This is a genomic window from Pseudoalteromonas sp. PS1M3, assembly GCF_016865405.1.
Taxonomy (GTDB): domain Bacteria; phylum Pseudomonadota; class Gammaproteobacteria; order Enterobacterales; family Alteromonadaceae; genus Pseudoalteromonas; species Pseudoalteromonas marina.
The window spans coordinates 780,215-804,441 of record NZ_AP022624.1 but is presented as its reverse complement, the minus strand read 5'-3'; the positions used below and the strand labels follow the sequence as shown (position 1 = coordinate 804,441).

Sequence of the window (24,227 nt, the reverse complement as noted above, 5' to 3'; positions counted from 1 at the left end):
AATGACAATAATAAACCGTATATTTGGCTGTGCTGCATTTTGTATTTTAGCCGGCTGTGCAAACCAACCAAGCCAAGTCATACTTAACCCGGTTTACCAAAGTGGCCAAGTGAGCACTATAAATAGTAGCCTGAGCACGAGTGTTATTGATGTACGTGGCGATACTTCTACCCTAACTCTAGTTGAGTCAGACAAAACCAAAACATTTGCAAGCCAAGGTATTACAGAGTCTATTAAAAGTGCACTAGACAGTGCACTTAGTCGTAATGGCGCGAGCATTTCAAATTTAGCCACCACTCGATTTGAGCTAGATATAAATGCCTTACAAGCAGTGGTTACTGAAACCTTAGTAAGCCATAAAAGTGAAGCAAAAATTGAACTGAGTGTTCGCGTAATCCGTGCTACAAGTAATTTTACAAAAAAGTATAGCGGTAATGCAGCGCTAGAAGGCCCGCTTGGCCATGACAGAGCTAAAATAGAAGGTCAACTCAATAAGTTGACTGAACAAATGATAACCCGCATTGTGTCAGATCCTGAATTAATACAGTTTTTAGAAGGTTAACCATGAAACGACTTTTTATACTTTGTTTAGCTCTTTGTTTTAGCGCAGCAAGTTTAGCAGCCCAAGAGGGCAGATTTGTACAAAAAGACAATATGTTTCCACGTGTTGAAATAGTGACATCACTAGGCAGTATTATTGTTGAGCTAGACCGTTCTCGGGCCCCTATTACAGTTAATAACTTTTTGACTTATGTATCAGATAAAAGTTATCAGGGTAGTATTTTTCATCGTGTTGAGCGCGACGAAGAAAACGAACGCGATTTTGTTATACAAGGTGGTGGGTATGATAAAGACATGGAAGGCTTACATCAAAACGATCCTATTTTTAATGAAAGCGGGAATGGTCTAAAAAATGATATGTACAGTATTGCCATGGCATACCAAGACAGACAGCCGCATTCAGGTACTCGCCAGTTTTTCTTTAATATGGATAACAATGACCATTTAAATCCTGGAAGAGACTGGGGATTTGCGGTGTTTGGTACTGTAATGGATGGATACGAAACCCTTGATAAAATTATGGCTGTTAAAACAATTTACAACGAAAAAATTGGTTATGACTTTGTGCCAGAAACACCAGTGGTCATTTTAAATATTAAAATGATTGAGCCAACACCATTATAATTAATGAGGTGCGGTATAGCTGCACCCACTCGCCAATGAAGGCCCTATGAGCAACTCTCTCTCTTTCAGCGAATACTTTTCGTATTTTAAAGATAAACGTTTAATTAATGTGTTTATTTTTGGTATTAGCAGTGGTTTTCCCTGGGTATTAATTGGCTCTGTAATGTCGGCATGGCTAAAGGATGAAGGCCTGAGCCGAAGCATGATAGGCGTATTTGGTATTGTATTTGGTGCCTACAGCATCAACTTTTTGTGGTCGCCCTTAATCGACCGTACAAAACTGCCTATTTTATATAAGTGGCTAGGCCAACGCCGTAGCTGGATATTGTTTTGCCAAAGCTTTATTTTTTTAGGAACATTACTTCTTGCTGGCCTTGACCTCAAAGCTAACTTGGCGATTGCTGCAGCACTGTGTTTATTAATTGCAATTGCATCTGCCACACAAGACATTGCGATAGACGCATTTAGAATAGATACCCTAAGCGAAAGTGAATCACACAAAGCAACTGCTGCCGCAGCCATGGCCACCTCAGGATGGTGGACAGGCTACGCGTTATTGGGTGCGATTCCATTTTATATGGCAGATATTCCTTCACTCGGTTGGCCACAAGTTTACTACTTTTTAGCTGCTGTGATATTGGTATTAATGGGAGGAGTGCTATTTGCTAAAGAGCCCGTTTCTAATAGAGAAGCCATTCACGAAGAACTAGAACGTGTTTACATTGAAAAGCTTGCTACTATTAATCAAACACCTCTCAATAAAGTCGTTGCCTGGTTGGTTGTTACAGTAATTGACCCTTTTAGAACATTTTTTGCAAAGAACGGGGTTAAAACTGCACTCGCATTACTTGCTTTTATTTTCTTATTTAAAATTGGCGAAGCGTTTTTAGGACGAATGTCGATTGTTTTTTATAAAGAAATAGGTTTTAGCAATAGCGATATAGCTACTTTTTCAAAAGTTGGCACCGCAGTGCTCACCATTGCCTTTACCTTCGTAGGCAGCTTATTTAATCAAAAATATGGCATTGTGAAAGGGTTATTTGTTAGTGGTGTAGCCATGGCTGCATCTAATTTAGCTTTTTCTGCTATTGCATTAGTGGGCCCTAACTTAGGTTTATATGCTTTTGCTATAGTAATTGATGGCTTTACACAAGCATGGTCTCTCGTTGCTATGGTCGCGTTTATATCTATGCTATGTGACAGAGCGTTTAGTGCAACACATTATGCGTTGTTGGCGTCGCTGGGGAATTTAGGAAGAACATTACTTTCGAGTTACAGTGGGGTTGTTATTGATGATTGGCTAATGGGAAATTGGTCGTTATTTTTTGTATTAACCGCTTTAATGGTGCTCCCCTCTTTACTATTTTTGTATGCAATAAGACACAAATTGTATGAGCTTGAGAAAAACTACCATAGTAGCTATTAAGCTTAATGCATCCATGCATTAATATTTTGCTTAGCACATTTAATATGCCCCTGAATGAACTAAGCAACACACTATTAATCTACTTTAAGCAGGCTTAGTGCTTCATGTGGGTCAACTTCTAGCGCTGTACAATAACGAACAAACTCAACTACATCTAAACGGCGTTCTTGATTTTCAATTTTGCCGATAAACGAGTGAGGCGTTCCAAGCACCTGTGCAAGGCTTCTCATTGTATGGCCTTTTTCATGGCGTTTGCTTTTAAGCCATGTTGTTAACTTAGCGTTCTCTTCTGAAGAAACAGTTTTCCCCATCATTTTACATCTCCTACTAGACGATTAGACAACACCACAAAAGCAGCAGTCGTTACCATAGCTGTAGGCAAGTAAGCAGTAACTTATGTTTTAAATAGCAATCTATCGCTTCTCAAAGCACTGGTTGCTACTCACTCCCACCCACATAGCTAAAAACGACGCTTAAAATGTGGTAAAAAGTTTTTGTTATTAGAATGAAATTTTGCCCGTCTCATTCTTGGATACATTATATACTATTAACACTTTGGTTAAATAGTTAATTGCTCGCCTTAGTCAAAATCAACCCCAGTGAACATTTACAAACACTGAATATTTCAGCTAAGTTATCAAAAACATTAAAAATAATATTTTTATTATAAAAATATAAATAGGCATTTTTATAACAAATTTATTTCATGTTAATGTTATTCGTTTAATATTAGGCAATAATCAACACAAAAAAGGTTACATAATGTTCAGGCTTCTTTTTTTATTACCGATTATTTTATGTGCAGGGTGGTACTTATTCTTGCGCCATAATGGCGTGCCAATTAAGCAAGGTAAAAAAGGGTTTATGTATATTTTAGTACTATCTGCATTTGTACTGGGCTTTTTTGTATTGATGATGCAGATCACAGAGTATGCCCCCTCTAATTTATAGGCATAAAAAAAGCCGCTAATGCGGCTTTTTTTATTAGTCTGTGTTTACACACTAAAACTTGCACCACAACCACATGTGGTTGTGGCGTTCGGGTTAGATACAAAAAAGCGTGCACCTTCTAAGCCCTCAGTATAGTCAACTACACCGTCAACTAAATATTGAATACTCATAGGGTCAACCACTAGCGTTACGCCATTTTTTACAATTTCTAAATCGCCAGGATTTGCTTTTTCATCAAAAGTAAAACCGTACTGAAAGCCAGAACATCCACCACCCGTTACGTAAACACGCAGTTTTAGTTCTGGGTTTTCTTCTTCATCGATTAATTGTTTAACACGAACAGCTGCTGCATCGCTAAACTGAATTGGTAATTCTTCTGACATTTTAAAACCCTCAATATCGTAATGGCGTGATTATCTAATACCCGAGTGTTTTAATCAAGTATAGTCAATTAACGCTTTGCTCTAAGTTATACCCATAAATACATTAAAAATGACTGTATATCGCTTATATCGACTGAAAAAAAACAGCAATTTAATATGCAACTAATGGCATGTGAAATGAGCAATTATTTTAACTAAAAAAACTTCGTTTTATTATTTGCCATAAATAGCTAATTTAAGTTAATAATTTTATAAAATCACAAGGACTTAGTGGTTGGCTTTTGCTAAAATACAGCTGAAAAATGCACTGAGGAAAAAATGCATGTGGCTGGAGCAGCTCAGGCGTCGACTCGCACAACCTAAAACATCTGTACAATTATGCCTTTTAGGCGTAGTTGCTGGGTTAATTGCTGCATTTTTTATCATTTTATTCCGCTTAACAATTCTATTTTTTCAAAGTTTATTTTTAGAAACCCCAGACGACTTTACAACCTTGCCAACTCTTGAACGTGTTTTAATGCCTTTAATTGCAGCATTTTTAATTGCGTCATTTGCCGCTTTTACTGGTTTCAAACATTATCGGTTAGGTATCCCATTCGTTATTCACCGTATTAAACGTCATTACGGGCAAATGCCTTTATACAATACACTCAACCAATTTGTTGGGGGTGCTTTGGCATTAATCAGTGGTTTTTCGGTTGGGCGAGAAGGCCCATCGGTACATATGGGAGCAACGGGCGCCAGTATTTTAGCCGATAAACTCCACTTACCACACAATGCCATGCGTACATTAAGCGGCTGTGGTGTTGCTGCGGGTATTGCAGCATCCTTTAACACGCCTCTTGCCGCCGTTATTTTTGTTATGGAAGTCGTGTTAAGAGAATACAAAGTTCATATTTTTGTCCCTATTATGCTTGCTGCAGTAACAGGTGCACTTGCTACTCAGTTCGTATTTGGGGGAGGATCAGAACTTGCACTCATAACAATTGCTCCCTTGAGTGGTTGGCACTATCCATATTTAATTTTATGCGGTATGGCACTGGGCGCGATTGCATACAGCTTTAATCAAAACTTAATGTTAATTATTAAAACATTTAAACCTTTAAGTATGTTTCCTCGTTTACTCATTGCAGGTTGTATCGCAAGTTTAATTGCTTATGCCGTTCCCCAAGCTATGGGATCTGGCATGAGCGCGATAGCTATTGCGGTGGAGTCGCCAGATAATGTGCAATTACTCACCACTATTTTAATTGCTAAATTACTAGCAACTTTATTTGCTATAGGTTTGGGTATACCGGGAGGGTTAATTGGTCCTGTTATTGGGTTAGGTGTTTTAGTTGGGACTATGATGGCATTTTTTGCTCAGTTTATTAGCCCTGGTACTGATATTGCCGGAACTTATGGTGTATTGGGCATGGCTGGGTTAATGGCTGCCACATTACATGCACCACTTGCAGCGTTAACAACAGTAATGGAGCTTACATCGTCGCCAGAAATAATTGTTCCAGCGATGCTTGTGATAACAACAGCTTATGTAACCGCATTACAAGTGTTTGGTAATCGCTCAATATTTTTGCAGCAACTTGATTTTCAGGGGCTTCCCTATCATGTTTCCCCTGCCACAGAAGCGCTACAAAAGGTGGGAATAATGGATGATATGGATGAAAACTTTAAATTGCTGTTTTCAAATGACAAAGAGCAAATAAAAAATACGCTCGATGCCATGGACAGCCAAACTCCATTGATTGTGTTTGACGAAGAAAACGGGTATCGACTTGCAGAATACGATTTAAGCTTAATGTCTGATCAAGCAATCAACCTGAACTATGTAAACTTACAAGGTATTAGCAGTCAAGCAACGTTAGCTGATGCCTTTGATATACTAAAAGATAAGCGCAGTGGCGCTTTATATGTATACAACCTGTTAGATAATCAACAAATAATGGGGCTGTTACGTTGGGATCAAATTCATCATATTTTAACCATCCGTAACAGCTTACTATAAATAATAAGGGTTATTATGAGCGCATTACTGATTTATAAAACGCTGCATATATTTTTTATGATTGCATGGTTTGCAGGCATTTTTTACTTACCACGGTTATTTGTTTACCACGCAATGAGCCAAGAGCGTGCATGTAACTCTATGCTAAAAGTAATGGAACGCAGGCTCCTTTATTTTGTAACGCCATTTGCTATTTTAACGGCTGTTTTTGGTGTACTAACGATTGTGGAATATGGCCGTGAATGGTTTAAATACAGTATGTGGCTGCACTATAAACTAGTGCTAGTTATAATTTTATATTTATACCATGCGTACTGCTTTAAATTACTAGCCGACTTTAAACACGACAGAAATACTAAAACAGATCGTTTTTACCGAATTTTTAATGAATTACCTGTTATTGCATTACTTATTATAGTTGCACTGGCAGTGATTAAACCGAGCCTTTGAGCTATTTGGTATAAAAAATACCGTATTAATTACACACGACTTAAAATCTAATATGCGCGATTGCGTGCCCCATATTATGGATTATCGCGCCCTTTTGAAAAACTAGGAATAACCCCATGTTAAGTTTCCAAGGTGAACATATTCTGTCTGTTAATCAGTTAGACAGAGACTGCATTGAACGTATTTTTGCAGTAGCAAAAAAGATGGAGCCTTATGCTAAAAAGCAAAAGCAAACAACGGTGCTTGAGGGCGCCATTTTAGCTAATTTGTTTTTTGAACCCAGCACACGTACGCGCGTTAGTTTTGGAACCGCGTTTAACCTGCTTGGTGGAGGCGTGCGTGAAACAACAGGCATGCAAAGTTCAGCTCTTGCTAAAGGTGAATCTTTATACGATACAGCGCGTGTTATTTCAGCTTATGCAGATGCGGTTGCTATGCGCCACCCAGACGCAGGCTCGGTTAGTGAATTTGCCGAAGGCTGTACCGTACCTGTAATTAATGGCGGTGACGGCCCAAATGAACACCCCACTCAAGCACTGCTAGATTTACTTACTATAGAACGTGAGTTACACCGCTTTGATCAAAACATTGATGGTATGCACATCGCTTTGGTTGGCGATTTAAAATACGGTCGTACTGTTCATTCGTTATCAAAACTATTGTGCCATTACAAAAACGTTAAATTTTCAATGGTGGCACCCGATGGCTTGCAAATGCCAACCAGTATTTTAGATGCAGTAGAAAATGCTGGCCATAAAATAGAACTAGTGAACAAAATGGAAGGTAACTTAGCGGCCGATATCGTGTATCAAACACGTATTCAAGAAGAACGCTTTCCATCTCAAGAAGAAGCAAATAAATACCGTGGCGGATTTAGAATTAGCCAGTCAATTTATAATGCACACTGTAAGCCTAATTCAGTGCTAATGCATCCGCTTCCTCGTGATAGTCGTACTGAAGCTAACGAGCTTGATAACGACTTAAACAGCAACGACAATTTAGCTATATTTCGCCAAGTACAAAACGGCGTATTAATTCGTATGGCACTGTTTGCTTTGACGCTCGGCGTAGAAAACAAAGTTGAGCAATATGAAGTAGACGTGCCTTGGTTTAGCCGCAAACGCGACAGCTAACCCTTTTTTAAGTGACAATTTATAGGATTTTTCATGACAATTAGCCAAGACTTATTTGAACGCGCTCAAACCTCTATTCCTGGTGGCGTAAACTCACCAGTGCGCGCTTTTAATGGCGTAGGTGGCACACCATTATTTATCACAAAAGCTGAAGGTGCATTCACCTTTGATGCTGATGGTAATCGTTATATCGATTACGTAGGTTCGTGGGGCCCAATGATCATGGGCCACAATCACCCTGCTATAAAACAAGCGGTTCATGAAGCAGTTGAAAACGGCCTTAGCTATGGCGCGCCAACTGAAGCTGAAATTTTAATGGCTGAGAAAGTAAAAGCGCTTGTACCGTCAATTGAAAAAGTACGCATGGTTAGCTCAGGTACCGAAGCAACTATGAGCGCAATTCGCCTAGCGCGTGGCTTTACTAATCGTGACAAAATTCTTAAATTTGAAGGCTGTTACCACGGCCATGCCGACTCACTTTTAGTTAAAGCGGGCTCGGGTGCATTAACTATGGGCGTGCCTAATTCACCAGGTATTCCTGAAGACTTTGCTAAACACACATTAACAGTATCGTTTAATAACATTGAAGAAGTGAAAGCTATTTTTGAAAAATACGCTGACGAAATTGCCTGTATTATCGTTGAGCCGGTGGCGGGTAACATGAACTGTATTCCACCTGTTGAAGGCTTTTTAGAAGGCCTGCGCGCAGTATGTGATGAATACAAATCAGTGCTTATTTTTGACGAAGTAATGACCGGTTTTCGTGTGGCTCTTGGTGGTGCACAAGCGTATTACAACATAAAACCTGACCTAACATGTTTAGGTAAAGTAATAGGCGGCGGCATGCCGGTAGGCGCATTTGGCGGCAAAACTGAAATTATGGATTACATAGCTCCTGTTGGCCCAGTATATCAAGCCGGAACACTGTCTGGTAATCCAATAGCTATGGCTGCAGGTTTAAAATCATTAGAGCTATTAAGTGAGCCTGGATTACACGACAAACTAGAAGCTATTTCAAAAGCAATATGTGAAGGCTTTGAAGCAGGCGCTAAAAAAGCAGGTATCGCACTTACAACAAACTACGCGGGCGGCATGTATGGCTTTTTCTTTACTGATGCTGAAAAGGTAACCACTTACAAACAAGCGACTGAGTGTGACCTGGAGCGTTTTAAACGCTTTTTCCATCTTATGCTTGAAGAAGGCGTATACCTTGCGCCATCAGCATTTGAAGCTGGTTTTGTATGTGCTGCGCACACGGAACAGGAAGTACAAGAAACTATAGCTGCAGCAGAGCGTTGTTTCGCAAAGCTTTAATCGCAAGTATTGCCTAAACGGGGTTTATATACCTACTTTTAAAACAGGCAATCAATACTAAAGATTGAAAAAGCCCTTTAAGGGCTTTTTTATTTGTAAATTGATATAATTGAATGATAATTAAGCGTAACAAGGTCTACTTATCTTCACCCTACTTTATTAAATACAAGAGAGTCTTATGTCTGGATTACGGCAGTTAGCTGCGCCTGCAATGCGCTTAATGGCGAATCTAAAATACAAAACTAAAATAAGCATCACGTTTGGCATTCTCTTGATCCCACTTGCACTAAGCATGTTTTTTTTGGTGTCGTTATTGAGTAAAAGTATTGATGTGTCGAAAATGGAACAGCAAGGTTTAAAAGGCTATCGGGCAATACTTACCAATCAAATACAAGGGACAACCGATAAAAATATAAATGTGGCACGCTCGCTGGGCTTTAAAATTAAAGACAGCGAAGTAGACGATGTACTTGAGCTTGTTTCTATTCAATCTAATTTAGCGCTAGATAGCGAACTTGCCAGCGCCTATTTAAATCGTGCATTGGTAACCCGTGTCCCTGCTTTTATCACTCAAATAAACCTAACTGCCGCGAGCGCAAATACAGTACTGAACAATAACCAATTTACTCCAGATACCTTTATTACACTTTCAAACCTAAGTAAATCGTTACCCCAATTTGAGCAGCAACTTTTAAAAACACTAGCTATTTCAACGTCAGCGGATAAATCGGTAAATAAAGCGCTCTCTCCCACTTTAAATGAACTACAAAAATCAGTCTCAGCATTCAAGAACGCGATAGATAAAAAACTACTGGAACCCGACGACATAGAGTTAACTCAGCGTGAATTTTCAGCACTCACTGACAATGTTCAAAAAAATATTAGCGCTTTAATCAACATCAGTATTCCAACTCTAGAATCGTTAATTAGTAATAAAATACAAACCCAGCAGTGGACCAGAAACACTGTTCTGATTGCCTCTATAATAAGTTTACTGTTTGCTCTTTATTTAATGGTTGGGTTTTATTTTGCAGTCGTTGACACCATAAGTCGCTTCACTAAAGCAGCCACTAAAGCAGCTAACGGTGACTTAAAGGCAACCCTTAACTCAATCGGGAGTGACGAAATGAGCGTTATTGCTGAGCAATACAACGCCCTACTCAATGCCTTTTCACATCTACTTTCAGATGTTAAAGCCAGTACCAAAGAGTTATGCGATGCCACTCAGTCTCTTTCGCATGCCAGTAGTCAAACCAGTGACGACGTAATAAAACAGCAAACGCGGGTAAATGCAATTAGCCATGCATTAAGTGACATGGCGCAAACTGCACATACAATTGAAGAATCAGCCCATCAGGCAACACTTACTGCACAAAATGCCGCTGAGCATGTAAAACAGGGGTCGAGCAATACCATGGAGCTTGCTCAATACATGCAAGATTTAAAAATGGAGTTTACCGAAAGTCAGCAAGCACTTGACCGACTAGCTCAAGATAGCCAAGAAATTAGTAAAGTAAGTAAAGGGATCAGTGAAATTGCCGACCAAACAAACCTATTAGCACTCAATGCTGCAATAGAAGCAGCTAGAGCGGGTGAACACGGACGTGGTTTTGCGGTGGTCGCAGACGAAGTAAGAACACTTGCATTACGCACACAAACACAAACACAAGAAATTCACCAAATTATTAGCTCACTGCAAAAGGCATCTGACGATACACAAATTAAAATGCGTTCAAGCGTTGAAAAAATGGAGTTATCTGTCGAAGCCGCAAACCAAACAAACACAGTACTGCAAAGCGCAGAAAGTAGTATGGGGGATATAAAGCATCAAGGCGAGGTCATCGCTGAACGAGTTAAACAGCAAGCCAATGCGACGACTCAGGCACTTAATGACTCGCAAGAAGTTAATAACTTAGCTGATCATACATTAGTGTCAGCGCAATCAACGCTGCAAGACGCCGAGCAGCTTTCACGCTTATCGAATGATTTAACAACGTCAATGCGCTTTTTTAAGTCTTAACTTTTAATATCTATAAATAGCGGCTTTGTTATTTGAGTTATCAATTTATACAGCGAGGCCTTGGCTCAAATTCACTCACTCTTAATGGAAGCTGTATCACTTTCCCACACCCTGGAGGAGCTTGTTTACCTGTGTGCTCGTTTACAAAGGCCCAACGGATTGAAGGGGGGCGAGTATCTGCAATGGCTTGTGGGTTGAGTGGTTTTAAATAACGGATATAGGCTTCTAGCGCCCCGACACTGCCAGTTAAACCGGTGCTTTTATTATCATCGCGGCCAAGCCATGCAACGGTTACCGTGTTTTGATCAAACCCTGCAAACCAGCTGTCACGTAAATCATTGCTAGTCCCTGTTTTACCAGCTAGTTGAATAGACGGAAAGTGTAAGTTTAACCGCTTTGCTGTGCCGTCTTTTGTTACACGCTTCATTGCATATTTGGTCATGTACACAGAGGCTTCATCAAAACGAGGCTCTGCACTTACTTGATGTTTGTATAGCACGTTACCTACAGAGTCAGTAAGTGCTGATATAGACGTCAACTTCTTATACTCACCGTCATTTGCTATGGTGGTGTAAAGCTGGGCAACATCAAAACTAGATAACTCTAAAGCACCTAAGAGTAAAGACGGGTATTCATCTATTTGATCTTCCACTCCGAGTGATTTAAGCGTGTTTGCAACTTTTTCCACTCCTATATCTAAGCCTAAATTAACAGCAGGTATATTAATACTATTACTAAATGCTTGATAAAGCGGGATTGCACCACGGTATTGGCGATCAAAATTTTCAGGCTGCCATACATTACCTTCTTCGTTTGTTACCTGTAACGGCGAATCATCAAGTAATGTGGCTAAATTATAATTTGGTGATTGTAGTGCTGTTAAATAAACTGCAGGCTTAACTAAAGACCCTATATTTCTTTTTGTATCTAGCACTCTATTAAAGCCTGAATATCGAACGTCACGCCCTGCTACAAGGGCCGATACGCCACCTTTATCTGAATTTACAGAGATCATAGCAACCTCAAGCTTATCTGTTTTAGGGCGTTTCTCTAAATAAGGTAAGCTTTTCTCAACCGAGTTTTCCATTGCTGTTTGTTTTTGTAAATCAAAGTAAGTAAACACCCTAACACCAGCATCTAGTATCTGCTGATCGGGTAGTAATTTGTTTAATTCACGGTTCACCAGTTCTAAATACCCTGGGTATGATTTTTGTAAACTTTCTTTCATTGGCGCAATGTCAATTGAGCGCTTAAGGGATGCTCGGTATTCTTTTGTGCTTATTAATTTATTTTCAACCATGAGGCGAAGTACTAAATCGCGACGCTCCATAGTGCGCTCTTTGTAGCGGCGAGGGTTGTAATAAGACGGCCCTTTCACCATCGCTACTAGCAACGCTATTTGATCGTATTCAAGCTCATCTACTGGTTTTGAAAAATAAAACTCAGACGCCAAGCCCATGCCATGCACGCCTTGGTTATAAGATTGCCCTAAATAAACCTCGTTTAAGTAGGCCTCTAATATTTGGTCTTTTGAGTAACGATAATCAAGAATAAGCGCAATAAATGCCTCATTGATTTTTCGCAGCAGCGAACGTTCACGGGTTAAATATATATTTTTAGCGAGTTGCTGCGTTAACGTGCTACCACCTTGGACTGTGCGCCCTGCTCTAATATTGGTATATAGAGCGCGTAAAATAGAAAAAACAGATACACCGTGGTGTTCATAAAAATTACGGTCTTCCACCACTAGCAAAGTGTCTTTTAACATAGCAGGAAACTTATCAAGGGGAACAAATTCTCTATCTTGCTTCGAATCGTTACCAATGCGGGCTATCTGAACAGGTTCTAATCGAGCATTGTTCAAGCGCCTACCAAATTTATCTTTTACAGAGGCTACCTTTTGTCCCGCAAAACGCAGTTCAACAATCTTAGACTTCTCCAGCCCATCATAAAATTCAAACTCTCGTCGGTAAATTTTAATGCTATCAGCCGTTTTTACGTATTGGCCGGTCCGGCTGAGCCTATTAACAGATGAATAATTTAGACGTTCGAGCTCAAATTCTACTTCTTGACTTGATAAAAATTGCCCTGGGTAAAACTGCATTGCACGCGCATACACTTGAGCCGGGAGTTGCCATTTATTTCCTTCAAATACACGTGTGGTTTTTGAATCTAAATAAATAAAGTACATGGCCATAGCAATAAAAACAGCCAAACTCAGCTTCCAAAAAACTGACCATGTTTTTCTCATAAATGAGCGTTTAACAACAGTAGTTGCCGTTTTTTTTGTAGATTTGGGTTTAGCTTTACGTGGCGAACTGCTTGCTTTCGTTGCACGCTTTGAAGGGGTTTTACTACTAGGTGTTTTTTTATTATCAGCCATGTAAGTGTAATGTGTTCCAACGGTTTATTTACAAAGGGGAGCTTAGCATATTGGCCATAACCCTAACACCTGAAAAATTAACCTTCCCTGAAACGAAAAAAGCTCTACCTAAAGTAGAGCTTTGATGAACACACTATATAAATTTAGTTATTACGAACAGATACAAACTCAGGGTAAGCTTCTACACCACAGTCGTGTTGATCCATACCGTTAAGCTCTTCTTCTTCTGTAACACGTATACCCATTGTGTATTTTAATATAGCCCACACAATAAGCGATGCTACAAAAACAAATGCCAAGATAGTTACTAAGCCGATTAACTGATTAATAACGCTTGCATCACCGTTTGAAAGTGGAACCAGCATAATACCTAGTGCACCACATACACCGTGTACAGAAATAGCACCTACTGGGTCATCAATCTTAATTTTATCTAAAGCTATAATGCTAAATACAACTAATGAACCACCTAGTAAGCCTAGTAGACAAGCCATTAATGGGGAAGGTGAAAGAGGGTCTGCAGTAATAACAACTAAGCCCGCTAACGCACCATTAAGTACCATTGTTAAATCAGCTTTGCCCCATAATACTTTACATACAAATAGTGCTGCAATTGCACCCATTGCCGCAGCCGCGTTAGTGTTAAGTAAGATTTGACCTACAGCCGTTGCGTTTTCTTTATCAGAAAGTAATAACTGTGAACCACCGTTAAAACCAAACCAACCCATCCACAAAATAAATGTACCTAAAGTAGCAAGCGGTAAGTTAGAACCTGGAATTGGATATACTTCACCATTTTTTCCGTATTTACCTTTACGAGCACCTAGTAAAATTACACCAGCGAGTGCTGCTGCTGCACCTGCACCATGAACAATGGCAGACCCTGCAAAATCAACAAAGCCCATTTCAGACAAGAAACCACCGCCCCATGTCCAGTAACCTTCCATTGGGTAGATAAAACCAGTTAAAACAACAGTAAATGCTAAGAAAGCCCATAGTTTCATTCGTTCAGCAACCGCACCAGATACAATTGACATGGCTGTTGCAACGAAAACTACTTGGAAGAAAAAGTCAGACTCTAAAGAGTGGTCGGCATCAGCAGCTTGCGTACCAATTAACGCGCCCAGCGATGGCATAATTCCGCCCTCAGCGTTGTCTACATACATAATGTTGTAACCAACTAACAAAAACATGGTACACGCGATTGAATAAAGCGCTATGTTTTTAGTTAAAATTTCAGTGGTGTTTTTAGAACGAACTAAGCCCGCTTCTAACATGGCAAAACCCGCAGCCATCCACATAACTAATATACCCGATATCAAAAAGTAAAATGTATCGAGTGAAAATTTAAGTTCTACAATTGTATTTTCCATAAGCCCCTCTTAAATTGCCTCTTCGTCAAGTTCGCCAGTACGGATACGAACTATTTGATCTAAGTCGTACACAAAAATTTTGCCGTCACCAATTTTGCCTGTTGATGCAATTTTTGTGATTGCTTCAACAACGCGCTGACAATTTTCTGTACGAGTTGCAATTTCAAGTTTGATCTTTGGAATAAAATCGACTTGGTACTCTGCACCACGATATAACTCTGTATGACCTCGTTGACGTCCAAAACCTTTAACATCAACTACAGTCATCCCCTCAATTCCTAAATCAGCGAGCGCTTCACGCACATCATCTAATTTAAATGGTTTTATGATTGCACTAATCATTTTCATAGCGGCCCCCTCGGACTCTTTATTGTTATCCTGTTGGGTAACATAATCCAACCTTTGTGCCACTATTTAATTTAACTTAAAAACAATAACTTAACCTTTAAAGCTGAACTCACCATAAAAAAACGCACCATTTAGGTGCGTTTTTTTAACAACTCAGCTACATTGGTGCACATATAAAAACGCCCCCCAAATTGCGCTATAATATAAAAAGTTACCCGATACAGTTTCTGCCTTTGCTTTTTGCTTCGTATAACGCTTTGTCGGCAACACGCATTGCATCTTTTAAATTGGTATTTTGAAACTCTGCAAGCCCAATACTCGCTGTTATCGTGCAAGACTTGTCACTAATAGAAAAATCGTAACTCGCCATTTTTTTTCTAAACGCTTCTAAATATTCGCGTGCTCTGGCTAAATCGATATCTGGTAGAACAATAGCAAATTCTTCACCACCCACCCTTGCTACAGTAAATTTTGCAAAAGTTGAGCGAATAAGAGACCCAACCTGCTTAAGCGCCTGATCGCCGCCTTCGTGACCAAATGTATCGTTTATATTTTTAAAAAAGTCTACGTCGAGTAGCGCTAGCGTATTATTTTGATTTTGATTTTTTAATAACTTTTCAGCATATTGATAAAAATAACGTCGATTGTATAAACCGGTTAAGTGATCTCTAAAAGCACTTTCTTTGATATCTGCAATCAGTGATAACTGCTCCATTGTTTGCAACACCCTGCAATGAAACTCTTCATTCATAAAGGGTTTAGTCAAAAAGTCGTTTGCGCCATATTTTATAAAGCGTGCTGATAAACCGTGCTTGCCTGCTCCAGATAAACCAATTACAGCTAAATCGTCTCGGCCTCTAAAATTACGGACTGCTTTAACTAGCTCAAAACCATCCATTGTTGGCATAGCGTAATCGGTCATAAGCAGCTTTATATCAGGATCAGCTTTTAATATTTCAAGCGCTTGCTGGCCGTCATTCGCGGTGCTTACATCAAACAATTGCTTTTCGAGCATTTGCTTCATTAACGAACGACTCAACATAGAATCGTCCGCAATTAATGCCTTACAACCTTGGTTTCTTAAAAGTTGAGAAACCAATTTAACGGCATAATGATAAGAATCACGGTTATCTTTTATAACGTAATCTACCACACCATCTTCTAGCATTTGCTGACGTTTGTACTCGTCTATCTTTGATGTAAGCACAACCGTAGGAATTGCTTTAGAAAGTGTATATTTGGCAACTTCGCCATTTGGGGCATCGGGGAGAGTTAAGTCAACAAGTGCTAGGGAATAGTCATACTTTTCTACGTGCTCCTGGCATTCAGCTAATGACCAGGCAAAATCAACGGCAACATCTAAATACTGGGCGGTTAAGTGGCGTAAAACCTGCTGGACTACTTTACTGTCTTCAACCACTAATACTCTTTGCATAGACCTTCTCTTTGTTCTCATTATTTTTGCAACATCTGCTGCAAACACAAAATAATAAAACTTACTGGTACCACACTTTAAGCAGCAAAAATAAGTAAATAAAAAACATCCCAGAGCCATTGTTATTTAACGCTTTAAATATTAAAGCACATTCCATTAACCAGCTTGTAAATCAATAATTGTAATAAAAACAAACTTGCTGGCAAATATACCCGATTTTAATTCTTAGCTAAATAATTAAACAAAAATTTACACCATAAATAATTGATTATTTTACTTATCGGCTTATGTTAATTAACTCAACCAATAATATCGGCAGCTAGTCTCATTACTTTTGTTATTTCACTTATTTTTATCTTTAATACGTTATCAAATATAATAAGGACACCTCATGAAGCTTAGTCGTATTTTACCAATCACGGTTTTTGCATTAATGCTCAGCCCGCTTGCTGATGCTGATAATCAGCGCCGTATTGATGTAGACAGTAAAGTAGTCACCCAACACAAAGCTAAAATTAATGGTCAACGCTTTAATTATACGGTTGCAACAGGCACTCAACCCGTATGGGACGACAAAGGTGATGCCGTTGCTACACTACAATACACGTATTACACGCGCGATAAAGTTGATGATAGAGCCAAACGCCCATTGCTCATTTCTTTTAATGGTGGCCCTGGCTCAGCCTCAGTTTGGATGCACTTAGCCTACACAGGCCCTCGCGTATTAAAAATTGATGATGAAGGCTATCCTATTCAGCCCTATGGTGTAAAAGACAACCCGTACTCTGTGCTTGATGTTGCCGACATTGTTTACGTAAACCCAGTAAATACTGGCTATTCGCGAGTTATTGAAAACGAAAAAGGCGAAATGCTTTCTAAAGCTCAACAAAAAGACATGTTTTTTGGCGTTAACGCCGACATCAAATACCTTGGCGAGTGGTTAAATACTTTTGTAAACAGAACAGAACGTTGGCGCTCTCCAAAGTTTTTAATTGGCGAAAGTTATGGCACAACGCGCGTATCAGGCCTTGCACATGAATTACAAAATAGCCAATGGATGTATATCAACGGTGTTGTATTAGTGTCACCAACAGACATTGGTATTAAACGCGAAGGCCCCGTTAAAGCGGCAAATCGCTTGCCGTACTTTGCAGCCACTGCGTGGTATCACAAAGCACTAAACGCCGACTTACAAGCAAAAGACTTAGATGAACTCCTTCCTGAAGTTGAGCAATTTACTTTAAATGAACTAATACCCGCATTAGCAAAAGGCGGTTTTTTAGCGCAAGACGAAAAGCGTCGTATTATTAAAAAAATGGCTGAGTATGCAGGCCTTTCAGAAACCTTTGTCGAGCAAAACAACCTCGATATCCCTACACAATTCTTCTGGAAAGAATTATTGCGTGACCGAGGACAAACAGTCGGCCGTTTAGACTCTCGCTACCTAGGTATAGACAAACGCGATGCTGGTGACTCACCTGATTACTGGGCAGAGCTGACTTCATGGTTGCACTCTTTTACGCCTGCGATTAATTACTACCTACGCGAGGAGTTAAACTATAAAACCGACATCAAATATAACTTATTTGGTAACGTTCATCCTTGGGATAGAAGTGGCAATAATACCGGTGAAAACCTTCGTCTTGCGATGGCTCAAAACCCTTACTTGAATGTAATGGTACAGGCGGGTTATTACGATGGTGCAACTAATTACTTTGATGCCAAATACACAATGTGGCAATTAGATCCAAGTGGAAAAATGAAAGACCGTCTAAGCTTTAAAGGCTACAGAAGTGGGCACATGATGTACCTTCGCCATGCTGATTTAGAAAGCTCAAATAACGACTTAAGGGAGTTTATACAAAACTCACTGCCTAAAGATTCTAAAGCAGCCAAATATTAAAATATTGATCAACCACCTATAAATGGCGTACCTGAGTCATTTATAGGTGAACACCCTTCCAGTTTTACAATAACTTATTTAACGGTTAGTTCGCGTAAATTACAACTTCCAACTTTAATAACCGGTTCGATTGCGGTGTAGCTTTTAGTTTCTAACATTGTCCGTAAGTTAACGAGCGTTTTGAAGGTACTTTTAAGACCCACTTTATTGTATAGCCACGTTGGTATATTTCCCCCTGGTAAAGCGTAAACCTGATACTCAATATTTAAATCTTCGCCCTTTTGTGTAAGTAACCAATGTGCGTTTAGCGTTTTTATTCTAACTACCCGCTTAGTGACTGGTAACTCTTTAGGACGCGATTCAATAGAAAGCTTGGTTTGCTGAGGAGAGAGTCTTGAGTAACACGAATAGGTAACGGCATCACGGTTTGCCACTGGCCAAGGGGAGTCGATATAACTATAAACAAGGTTTTCTGAAGGGCTTAAAGCTTTAATTACACGTACTTTAGACGTGTTTTCAAGCCAGCTTGAAGCAATACGCGTATCACTTAATAAGTCTAAAAAGTCATTGGCTGTTACATCTTCAATATTAAGCTGACCTTTTACAATAAACGTATCATTAGAGAATTGCTGATATTCAATATTTACTCCTTGCTCGTTTTTGTATAATTGCCAACGGGGCTCAGAGTAAGTATTAAAGCTTAACAAAATAATTAATAAACTAATGCACTTTTGCATAGGGGTTAACTTACAAAAGTGCTTTATCATCATTTTTGCCAATAAGGCGCTATGTCATACGAAGCAAGTCTACTTTGCTCCATTGCACTGACTAAATATTCAGACTTTTGCTCCAACCAAGATTGAATTTTTGCAAGGTGCTCATCGTCTTGACCTGCGCATAATTGCTTTAAGTACTCTAGGGTACTGAGTTCATAAACACCATGCGAAATATCTAACCACGGCAACCTAAACTCAAGACGTTCTTCTTTATCGAACATCGATCCTAAGCAATTACCACTTAGCAAGCTGTTTTCAAGCTGCATTCTTAAATTAAGGTAGTCAAGTACACCTAGCGTTTGCTCTTTAGGCAATAATTGATGTAGGTTTTTCCAGTCTTTATTAAACAATCTTTCAGCAATAGAAGACACTGGATTTTCTGCAGCTTGGAGCTCTACCTGCCCCCAATCTTTTCGCCATTGCTTGTCAATCAACCACGTTGTTAACGAGAGCAATAAACGATTGTAACGAGCACTATGAAAAAGCGCATTAATGTCATCAATACTAGGCTGTAGCTCTTTTAAATCGTTAATAACTTGCGCCAAAGCTGGCGCCGCATTTATTTTTTTATAAAATGCATGACGCTTTGACGTATAAGTTTTTAACTGAATTGCATTTTCTACCCATGCTAACTCACTCAAAAGCCACTTAAGCTCGGTACGAAGCTGTTCGGTACTGTCTTTAGAAACTATATCGTCAAACAACCAAAAAGTATGGCGAATTAAACTAATACCATCAGTCACCCTTTTTAAGGTTTTTAAGCTCGGTTTATCGAAATAGCACTGCTCATGCTTTTGCACAAACCGAATACCAAAGTTCATTGCTTCTTTTAAAGCGCTTTCTTGGGTTGCAGAACGAGGAAGCTTAACAAAGCCAATCGACTTACTAGGCTTAAGCGGATTGTCGTCGGCTAAACGGTAGCCGCGTGCTGCTTTTGAATATAAACCGAGTCGAATACAGTTTTGGCTAACTAAAATATCAGCCAAAGCAAACAGCTCATTGCGGCTGCCTTCAATTAATTCTATTTCCAGCTCGCTGATCATCTCAACTTGCCCAGAGGCTGCAATTTCGCCTTTATCAAGCACCACTTCAATTTTTGCACCAGCTTGCGTTTCAATTAACCACGTACGGCGAATAAAGTTAGTGCTGAAAATAGGATACAAATTTTGTGAAATTGCATCTACTTGCATGCCATGTGGCCAAATATCAGCACTAAACGCCATTAAGTTAGGGCGGCTGGAATCAATGGGTAAGTTATATTCTGGGCGCTGATGAAGGCCCCCTACAACTTCGCCGGCAAGCTTGATAGTTTGTTCGCACTGATTGTCAGAACAACGGGTTCTAAAGCCAATATCAAGTGCTCGAAGTTCACGGCTTGGCGTATCGTAATAGGCATTTTGCAAACTACGCGATGGTTTATTTATAACCGTTTTAGCAAATTGAGTAATTAGTGAGGGGATCAGTGGGACAACGGCATCTGATACCAAAAATTTCAGTTCTATCTCAGTATCCATTCGGTCTGCGGATTACCTTTAAAATAAATAAGTGGTCAAAATAAACAAAGCGCTCTAACAATGCAAATTTTTTAGGCTTATTAAGTGCTTTAATCATGTCAGGGTTACAATATCAGCCTTGCTTTTAAAAGGCTAAATCCCTACTATCTTGCATTATATGTGAATTAAAAAACCATGTTCATAACGGACTCAGTAAGAACAACAAGGTAGATAAATGCTAAAACATTGTTTATTCGGGCTACTTTTAACAGCCACTACGTTTATAAGCTACGCACAAGATGAAGCACAAACAGCGAGCTCATCAGATGCAAATACCGCTTACGTTATTGATAATTTGTATACATTTATGCGTTCAGGCGCGAGCAAAAATTATCGACTACTTGGCTCTGTAGACGCAGGAACAAAAATAACCGTACTATCTAGCGAAGAAAACGGCTTTATTAAAATAAAAGACGATAAAGACCGCGAAGGTTGGATTGAAACTAAATTTATTTCTACTACACCTGGGTTACATCAACAATACCAAGTTTTAAGCAGCGAAATGAGCACCATGCAGGAAAATTTACGCCTTGCTCAAATAGAACTACCGCAGCTACAAAAGCAAAATCAAACCTTAACCGATCAAAACCTGCAATTATCAGCGCAAATTACAAGCCTGCAAACAACACTCGCGCAAGAGCGCACGCAAAAAGAAGCCGCTAGTTCAAAAGAAAAACGACAACTACTTACCTACGGCGGTGCGATTGCATTTTTAGGGTTGTTTTTGGGAATTATTTTAACCATTGTTTTGTCGCGCCGTAAGCGTTACGAAGGCTGGGCATAAATTAATTGAATGAATGTTGGTTCAATAAAAAAGCCGCTATTAGCGGCTTTTTTATTCGCATATCAAATATTGAGCTATGCATATATAGCACTGGCTTAACTATAAAAAAATAGATTAACTTACGATTTTACCAGCGGCTGTACTTCTTTATTTTCGTTCATCTCTAACTTTGGCGCATTCATTCCCTTTAATAAACGACCGAATATATCAGCACCAGTAATAATACGCTTCTCATCACCCCATACCAGCACAACGTCGTGATCAATAGCACCATCAAACGATTTATCGAGCGAATGATTTGCGCGTATTTTTAAAATAACCTCACTTAAACGCAGTGTTTCATCCGTTACAATAATAGGTCTGTGGCAAAAATGGTAAGGGTCAAAAATATCTGGCTCAAATAATGCTGATCTTAAAAAACCATCTGCATCAACCACTAATAACGGCCACCCATCGTTGTTAGTCAAAATTACCCAGTTATAGCCCGATTTGTGTAATTTACGTAAAAACTCATTATCGGCTGATAATGTCAGTTCAGGAAAAATAGGTAAATCAAGTTTAGTAGGTAAAGAGATTATAGAATCTGGATCAATTATTTCCCCTTCTTTAGTTACACTGATTTCGTCTAAGCTAAAAAAGTTAAGTGCACCAATACCTTCAACATGTTGCACATCAGCTTCTTCTGCCTCAATGTGTTTACGTATTATTCCTCTAAGCTCGCTTTCAGCAAAATAGGTAATACCTTCTTTGCCCAGCCATGCATCAAGTACCAAGGCCGTTGGTTTAGCAACAACATAAAACAAAACTTGATAAAACTTTATTAATGGCGAAAGCATACTCGCCATTTTTAATGCATTACGAGAAAAATAAGCTTGAGGTGTTATCTCACCGATTATCGTAATCGCAATCGTTGAGAATAAAAACGAGCTAGCGCCCATTAATACAGAATCAGAGAGCAACGTGAGTAAAACGTTAATACCCACGTTACCCCACAAAATGGTTGCTAGTAAAAAGTTAGAGTCGTTACGAAGTGCCATAACCTTAATTGCCGCTTCGTTTCTTTTTGAACTTTCCATTTCAAGCTGTAATCGGCTTAACGAAAAGAACGCCAAATTCAAGCCCGAAAATATTGCCGATTGCGAAATACACAGAGCAATAGCACACCAAATCATGACATCAAACGTCATTTTATTTTCCTGTTAAAAAGTTTATAGCAGCAACAAACTGCCTAAACCTAAAAAGGTCACAAACCCAACAATGTCGGTAACCGTTGTTAAAATAACAGAGCCAGATAACGCTGGATCTATTTTCATTTTGTCTAAAATCGATGGTATTACAACGCCCGCGAGCGAGGCCGCTACTAAGTTTAATAAAATAGCGACTGTAATCGTTACACTTAACATCAAATCGTTAAACCATAAGTAGGTGAGTAAACCAATTACAAATGCCCACACTAAACCGTTAACAGCCCCGACTCTTAGTTCTTTTTTAAGTAACGCATTGCGGTTTGAATCAGTCACCTGCCCCAAAGCCAAACCACGCACGATAACGGTTAATGTTTGACTACCCGCAATTCCTCCCATTGAGGCTACAACCGGCATAAGCACCGCTAAAGCAACCACTTGTTCTATAGTGGCGCCAAATAAACCAATGAACCACGATGCTAAAAATGCAGTGGCCAAGTTTATACCTAGCCAAATACCACGGTTTTTGGCACTTTTTCGCACACTGGCAAATAAATCTTCGTCCTCTCGTAAACCACCGGCCTTTGCGGTGGCTTCATCGGTTATTTCTTGGCGAAGTTCGTAAGCAGAGGCAATTGTTAATCGCCCTAATAATTTATTATCTGAATTTACAACCGGCATAGCCATTTTCTCAGAGTGAATTACGACTTCAGCAGCTTCATATAAATCATCGTCTGCATGCAATGATGAAAAATCATGATTTGCCAGTGTCATTAAATTATCGTTATCGTGTGCTTTAATAACATCGTTAATGGCCACTTCACCAATTAAACTGCCTTTGCGGGTCACTAAATAAATAACTTCGCTGTATTGCGGTACACCTTTGAATAAAAGTTTTTTTGCACCACCAGCGGTTAACTTGTCAGACACCTTTAAAATATCAAAACCTAGCCAGTGACCTAATTGTTCTGGTGGGTATTGCTGTGCTAAATCGTACTGCTTGGTTTGCGCTTCATCTAATTGCTTTTTTGCATAGTCGACAAACCGCTCAGGTATAACTTCTTCTAATTCGAGTAGCTCTTCTACATTTACTTCATCAAGTAATTTAAATGCATCACTGTCATCAAGTGTTTGCAGTAACCATAAACAACTGTCAGGGCTTAAATTTACAAAAATTTCATGCTGTGTATCTTCGTCAAGCAATTGCCAAATTTCGAGTCGCTGCTCTTTGGGTATTGCTTCAAACAATAAAGATAGATGCTCTGTAGAAAGTGTGCTTTGTGCGTCGATCAACAGTTTATTCTTACGTTCTGTGGTGTCGCATTGCAGTAAGTCGTTTATGAGTTGTGGAAGCTGATCTACCGGATACTCAATCATTAAAAAAACCTTAAAATTAAAAAGCACATTATTTACAGTTTACCTTCTCAATTAAAAATTGCAGAAAAAACGGTACTTTAATTAAAGATGTGCATGCTATTTTGCGCATTGTATGGGCAAAACAAAGGCAGTACTATTTATTTTTATATAAATTAAAAGTATGAAATTAAAGTATTAGAAAATAAAAAGGGAAAGAAGTTGGGCAACTATGAATACTAAAGCATACAAGCATTATTTTGTATGC

General features: G+C 39.2%; 21 protein-coding genes. 11 read left to right on the top strand and 10 right to left on the bottom strand.

Features of this window, described 5'->3' with window-relative positions:
• Position 1: 1 nt before the first annotated feature.
• The 3 genes from PS1M3_RS03735 to PS1M3_RS03725 are packed head-to-tail and all read left to right on the top strand — an operon-like array spanning position 2 to position 2,611.
• Positions 2-562, top strand: coding sequence for a YajG family lipoprotein (locus PS1M3_RS03735; protein WP_138740212.1), 561 nt, complete (start codon positions 2-4; stop codon positions 560-562).
• A gap of 2 nt (positions 563-564) precedes the next feature.
• On the top strand, positions 565-1,185 hold the full coding sequence (locus PS1M3_RS03730; RefSeq protein ID WP_006791500.1) for a peptidylprolyl isomerase: 621 nt from the start codon (positions 565-567) through the stop codon (positions 1,183-1,185).
• 46 nt (positions 1,186-1,231) lie between these two features.
• Positions 1,232-2,611: an MFS transporter gene (locus tag PS1M3_RS03725; RefSeq protein WP_138740213.1), complete on the top strand. Its 1,380-nt coding sequence runs from the start codon at positions 1,232-1,234 to the stop codon at positions 2,609-2,611.
• 74 nt (positions 2,612-2,685) lie between these two features.
• On the opposite strand, the gene PS1M3_RS03720 is transcribed toward PS1M3_RS03725, so the two are convergent.
• On the bottom strand, positions 2,686-2,925 hold the full coding sequence (locus tag PS1M3_RS03720; RefSeq protein WP_006791502.1) for a helix-turn-helix domain-containing protein: 240 nt from the start codon (positions 2,923-2,925) through the stop codon (positions 2,686-2,688).
• A 448-nt stretch (positions 2,926-3,373) separates the two neighbouring features.
• Here PS1M3_RS03720 and PS1M3_RS03715 point away from each other — a divergent pair, with 448 nt between their 5' ends.
• Positions 3,374-3,562, top strand: a complete 189-nt coding sequence (locus PS1M3_RS03715) for a hypothetical protein (RefSeq protein WP_006791503.1) — start codon at positions 3,374-3,376, stop codon at positions 3,560-3,562.
• A gap of 44 nt (positions 3,563-3,606) precedes the next feature.
• On the opposite strand, the gene erpA is transcribed toward PS1M3_RS03715, so the two are convergent.
• Positions 3,607-3,945 (bottom strand): iron-sulfur cluster insertion protein ErpA, encoded by a 339-nt coding sequence (gene erpA / locus PS1M3_RS03710; RefSeq protein ID WP_006791504.1) that lies wholly within the window; start codon positions 3,943-3,945, stop codon positions 3,607-3,609.
• 322 nt (positions 3,946-4,267) lie between these two features.
• On the opposite strand from erpA, the gene PS1M3_RS03705 reads away from it, so the two are divergent.
• The 5 genes from PS1M3_RS03705 to PS1M3_RS03685 all read left to right on the top strand — a co-directional run bounded on the left by PS1M3_RS03705 (position 4,268) and on the right by PS1M3_RS03685 (position 10,867).
• Positions 4,268-5,950 (top strand): chloride channel protein, encoded by a 1,683-nt coding sequence (locus PS1M3_RS03705; RefSeq protein WP_006791505.1) that lies wholly within the window; start codon positions 4,268-4,270, stop codon positions 5,948-5,950.
• 15 nt (positions 5,951-5,965) lie between these two features.
• Entirely contained in the window at positions 5,966-6,400 is a 435-nt protein-coding gene (locus PS1M3_RS03700) for a CopD family protein (RefSeq protein WP_006791506.1), read from the top strand.
• Positions 6,401-6,516: 116 nt separating this feature from the next.
• A complete protein-coding gene (locus PS1M3_RS03695) occupies positions 6,517-7,533 on the top strand; it encodes an aspartate carbamoyltransferase (RefSeq protein ID WP_006791507.1) in 1,017 nt (338 codons plus the stop codon).
• A gap of 33 nt (positions 7,534-7,566) precedes the next feature.
• Positions 7,567-8,847 (top strand): glutamate-1-semialdehyde 2,1-aminomutase, encoded by a 1,281-nt coding sequence (hemL, locus tag PS1M3_RS03690; protein WP_010556989.1) that lies wholly within the window; start codon positions 7,567-7,569, stop codon positions 8,845-8,847.
• 178 nt (positions 8,848-9,025) lie between these two features.
• Complete coding sequence (locus tag PS1M3_RS03685) at positions 9,026-10,867, top strand: methyl-accepting chemotaxis protein (protein WP_138740214.1); 1,842 nt, start codon at positions 9,026-9,028, stop codon at positions 10,865-10,867.
• Between the two features lie 40 nt (positions 10,868-10,907).
• On the opposite strand, the gene mrcB is transcribed toward PS1M3_RS03685, so the two are convergent.
• From mrcB to PS1M3_RS03665, 4 genes are all read right to left on the bottom strand, one after another.
• Positions 10,908-13,250, bottom strand: a complete 2,343-nt coding sequence (gene mrcB, locus PS1M3_RS03680; protein ID WP_203986311.1) for a penicillin-binding protein 1B — start codon at positions 13,248-13,250, stop codon at positions 10,908-10,910.
• Between the two features lie 143 nt (positions 13,251-13,393).
• On the bottom strand, positions 13,394-14,623 hold the full coding sequence (locus tag PS1M3_RS03675; protein WP_006791512.1) for an ammonium transporter: 1,230 nt from the start codon (positions 14,621-14,623) through the stop codon (positions 13,394-13,396).
• Positions 14,624-14,632: 9 nt separating this feature from the next.
• On the bottom strand, positions 14,633-14,971 hold the full coding sequence (locus PS1M3_RS03670) for a P-II family nitrogen regulator (RefSeq protein ID WP_004587162.1): 339 nt from the start codon (positions 14,969-14,971) through the stop codon (positions 14,633-14,635).
• A gap of 211 nt (positions 14,972-15,182) precedes the next feature.
• A complete protein-coding gene (locus PS1M3_RS03665; protein ID WP_006791513.1) occupies positions 15,183-16,406 on the bottom strand; it encodes a response regulator in 1,224 nt (407 codons plus the stop codon).
• Positions 16,407-16,797: 391 nt separating this feature from the next.
• Here PS1M3_RS03665 and PS1M3_RS03660 point away from each other — a divergent pair, with 391 nt between their 5' ends.
• Positions 16,798-18,309 carry a S10 family peptidase gene (locus PS1M3_RS03660; protein ID WP_203986308.1) on the top strand — a complete coding sequence of 504 codons (1,512 nt, stop codon included), beginning with the start codon at positions 16,798-16,800 and terminating at the stop codon, positions 18,307-18,309.
• A gap of 74 nt (positions 18,310-18,383) precedes the next feature.
• On the opposite strand, the gene PS1M3_RS03655 is transcribed toward PS1M3_RS03660, so the two are convergent.
• Both PS1M3_RS03655 and PS1M3_RS03650 read right to left on the bottom strand, forming a co-directional pair.
• Positions 18,384-19,076 carry an START domain-containing protein gene (locus PS1M3_RS03655; protein WP_138740232.1) on the bottom strand — a complete coding sequence of 231 codons (693 nt, stop codon included), beginning with the start codon at positions 19,074-19,076 and terminating at the stop codon, positions 18,384-18,386.
• Complete coding sequence (locus PS1M3_RS03650) at positions 19,076-20,599, bottom strand: CYTH and CHAD domain-containing protein (protein ID WP_138740218.1); 1,524 nt, start codon at positions 20,597-20,599, stop codon at positions 19,076-19,078. Before PS1M3_RS03650 ends, PS1M3_RS03655 begins: the two co-directional genes overlap by 1 nt.
• A 214-nt stretch (positions 20,600-20,813) precedes the next feature.
• On the opposite strand from PS1M3_RS03650, the gene PS1M3_RS03645 reads away from it, so the two are divergent.
• Positions 20,814-21,422 carry a TIGR04211 family SH3 domain-containing protein gene (locus PS1M3_RS03645; RefSeq protein ID WP_006791519.1) on the top strand — a complete coding sequence of 203 codons (609 nt, stop codon included), beginning with the start codon at positions 20,814-20,816 and terminating at the stop codon, positions 21,420-21,422.
• 119 nt (positions 21,423-21,541) lie between these two features.
• Here PS1M3_RS03645 and PS1M3_RS03640 read toward each other — a convergent pair whose 3' ends face one another.
• Both PS1M3_RS03640 and PS1M3_RS03635 read right to left on the bottom strand, forming a co-directional pair.
• Positions 21,542-22,609 carry a DUF21 domain-containing protein gene (locus tag PS1M3_RS03640; protein WP_138740219.1) on the bottom strand — a complete coding sequence of 356 codons (1,068 nt, stop codon included), beginning with the start codon at positions 22,607-22,609 and terminating at the stop codon, positions 21,542-21,544.
• A 21-nt stretch (positions 22,610-22,630) separates the two neighbouring features.
• On the bottom strand, positions 22,631-23,983 hold the full coding sequence (locus PS1M3_RS03635) for a magnesium transporter (RefSeq protein WP_203986306.1): 1,353 nt from the start codon (positions 23,981-23,983) through the stop codon (positions 22,631-22,633).
• Positions 23,984-24,227 lie beyond the last annotated feature (244 nt).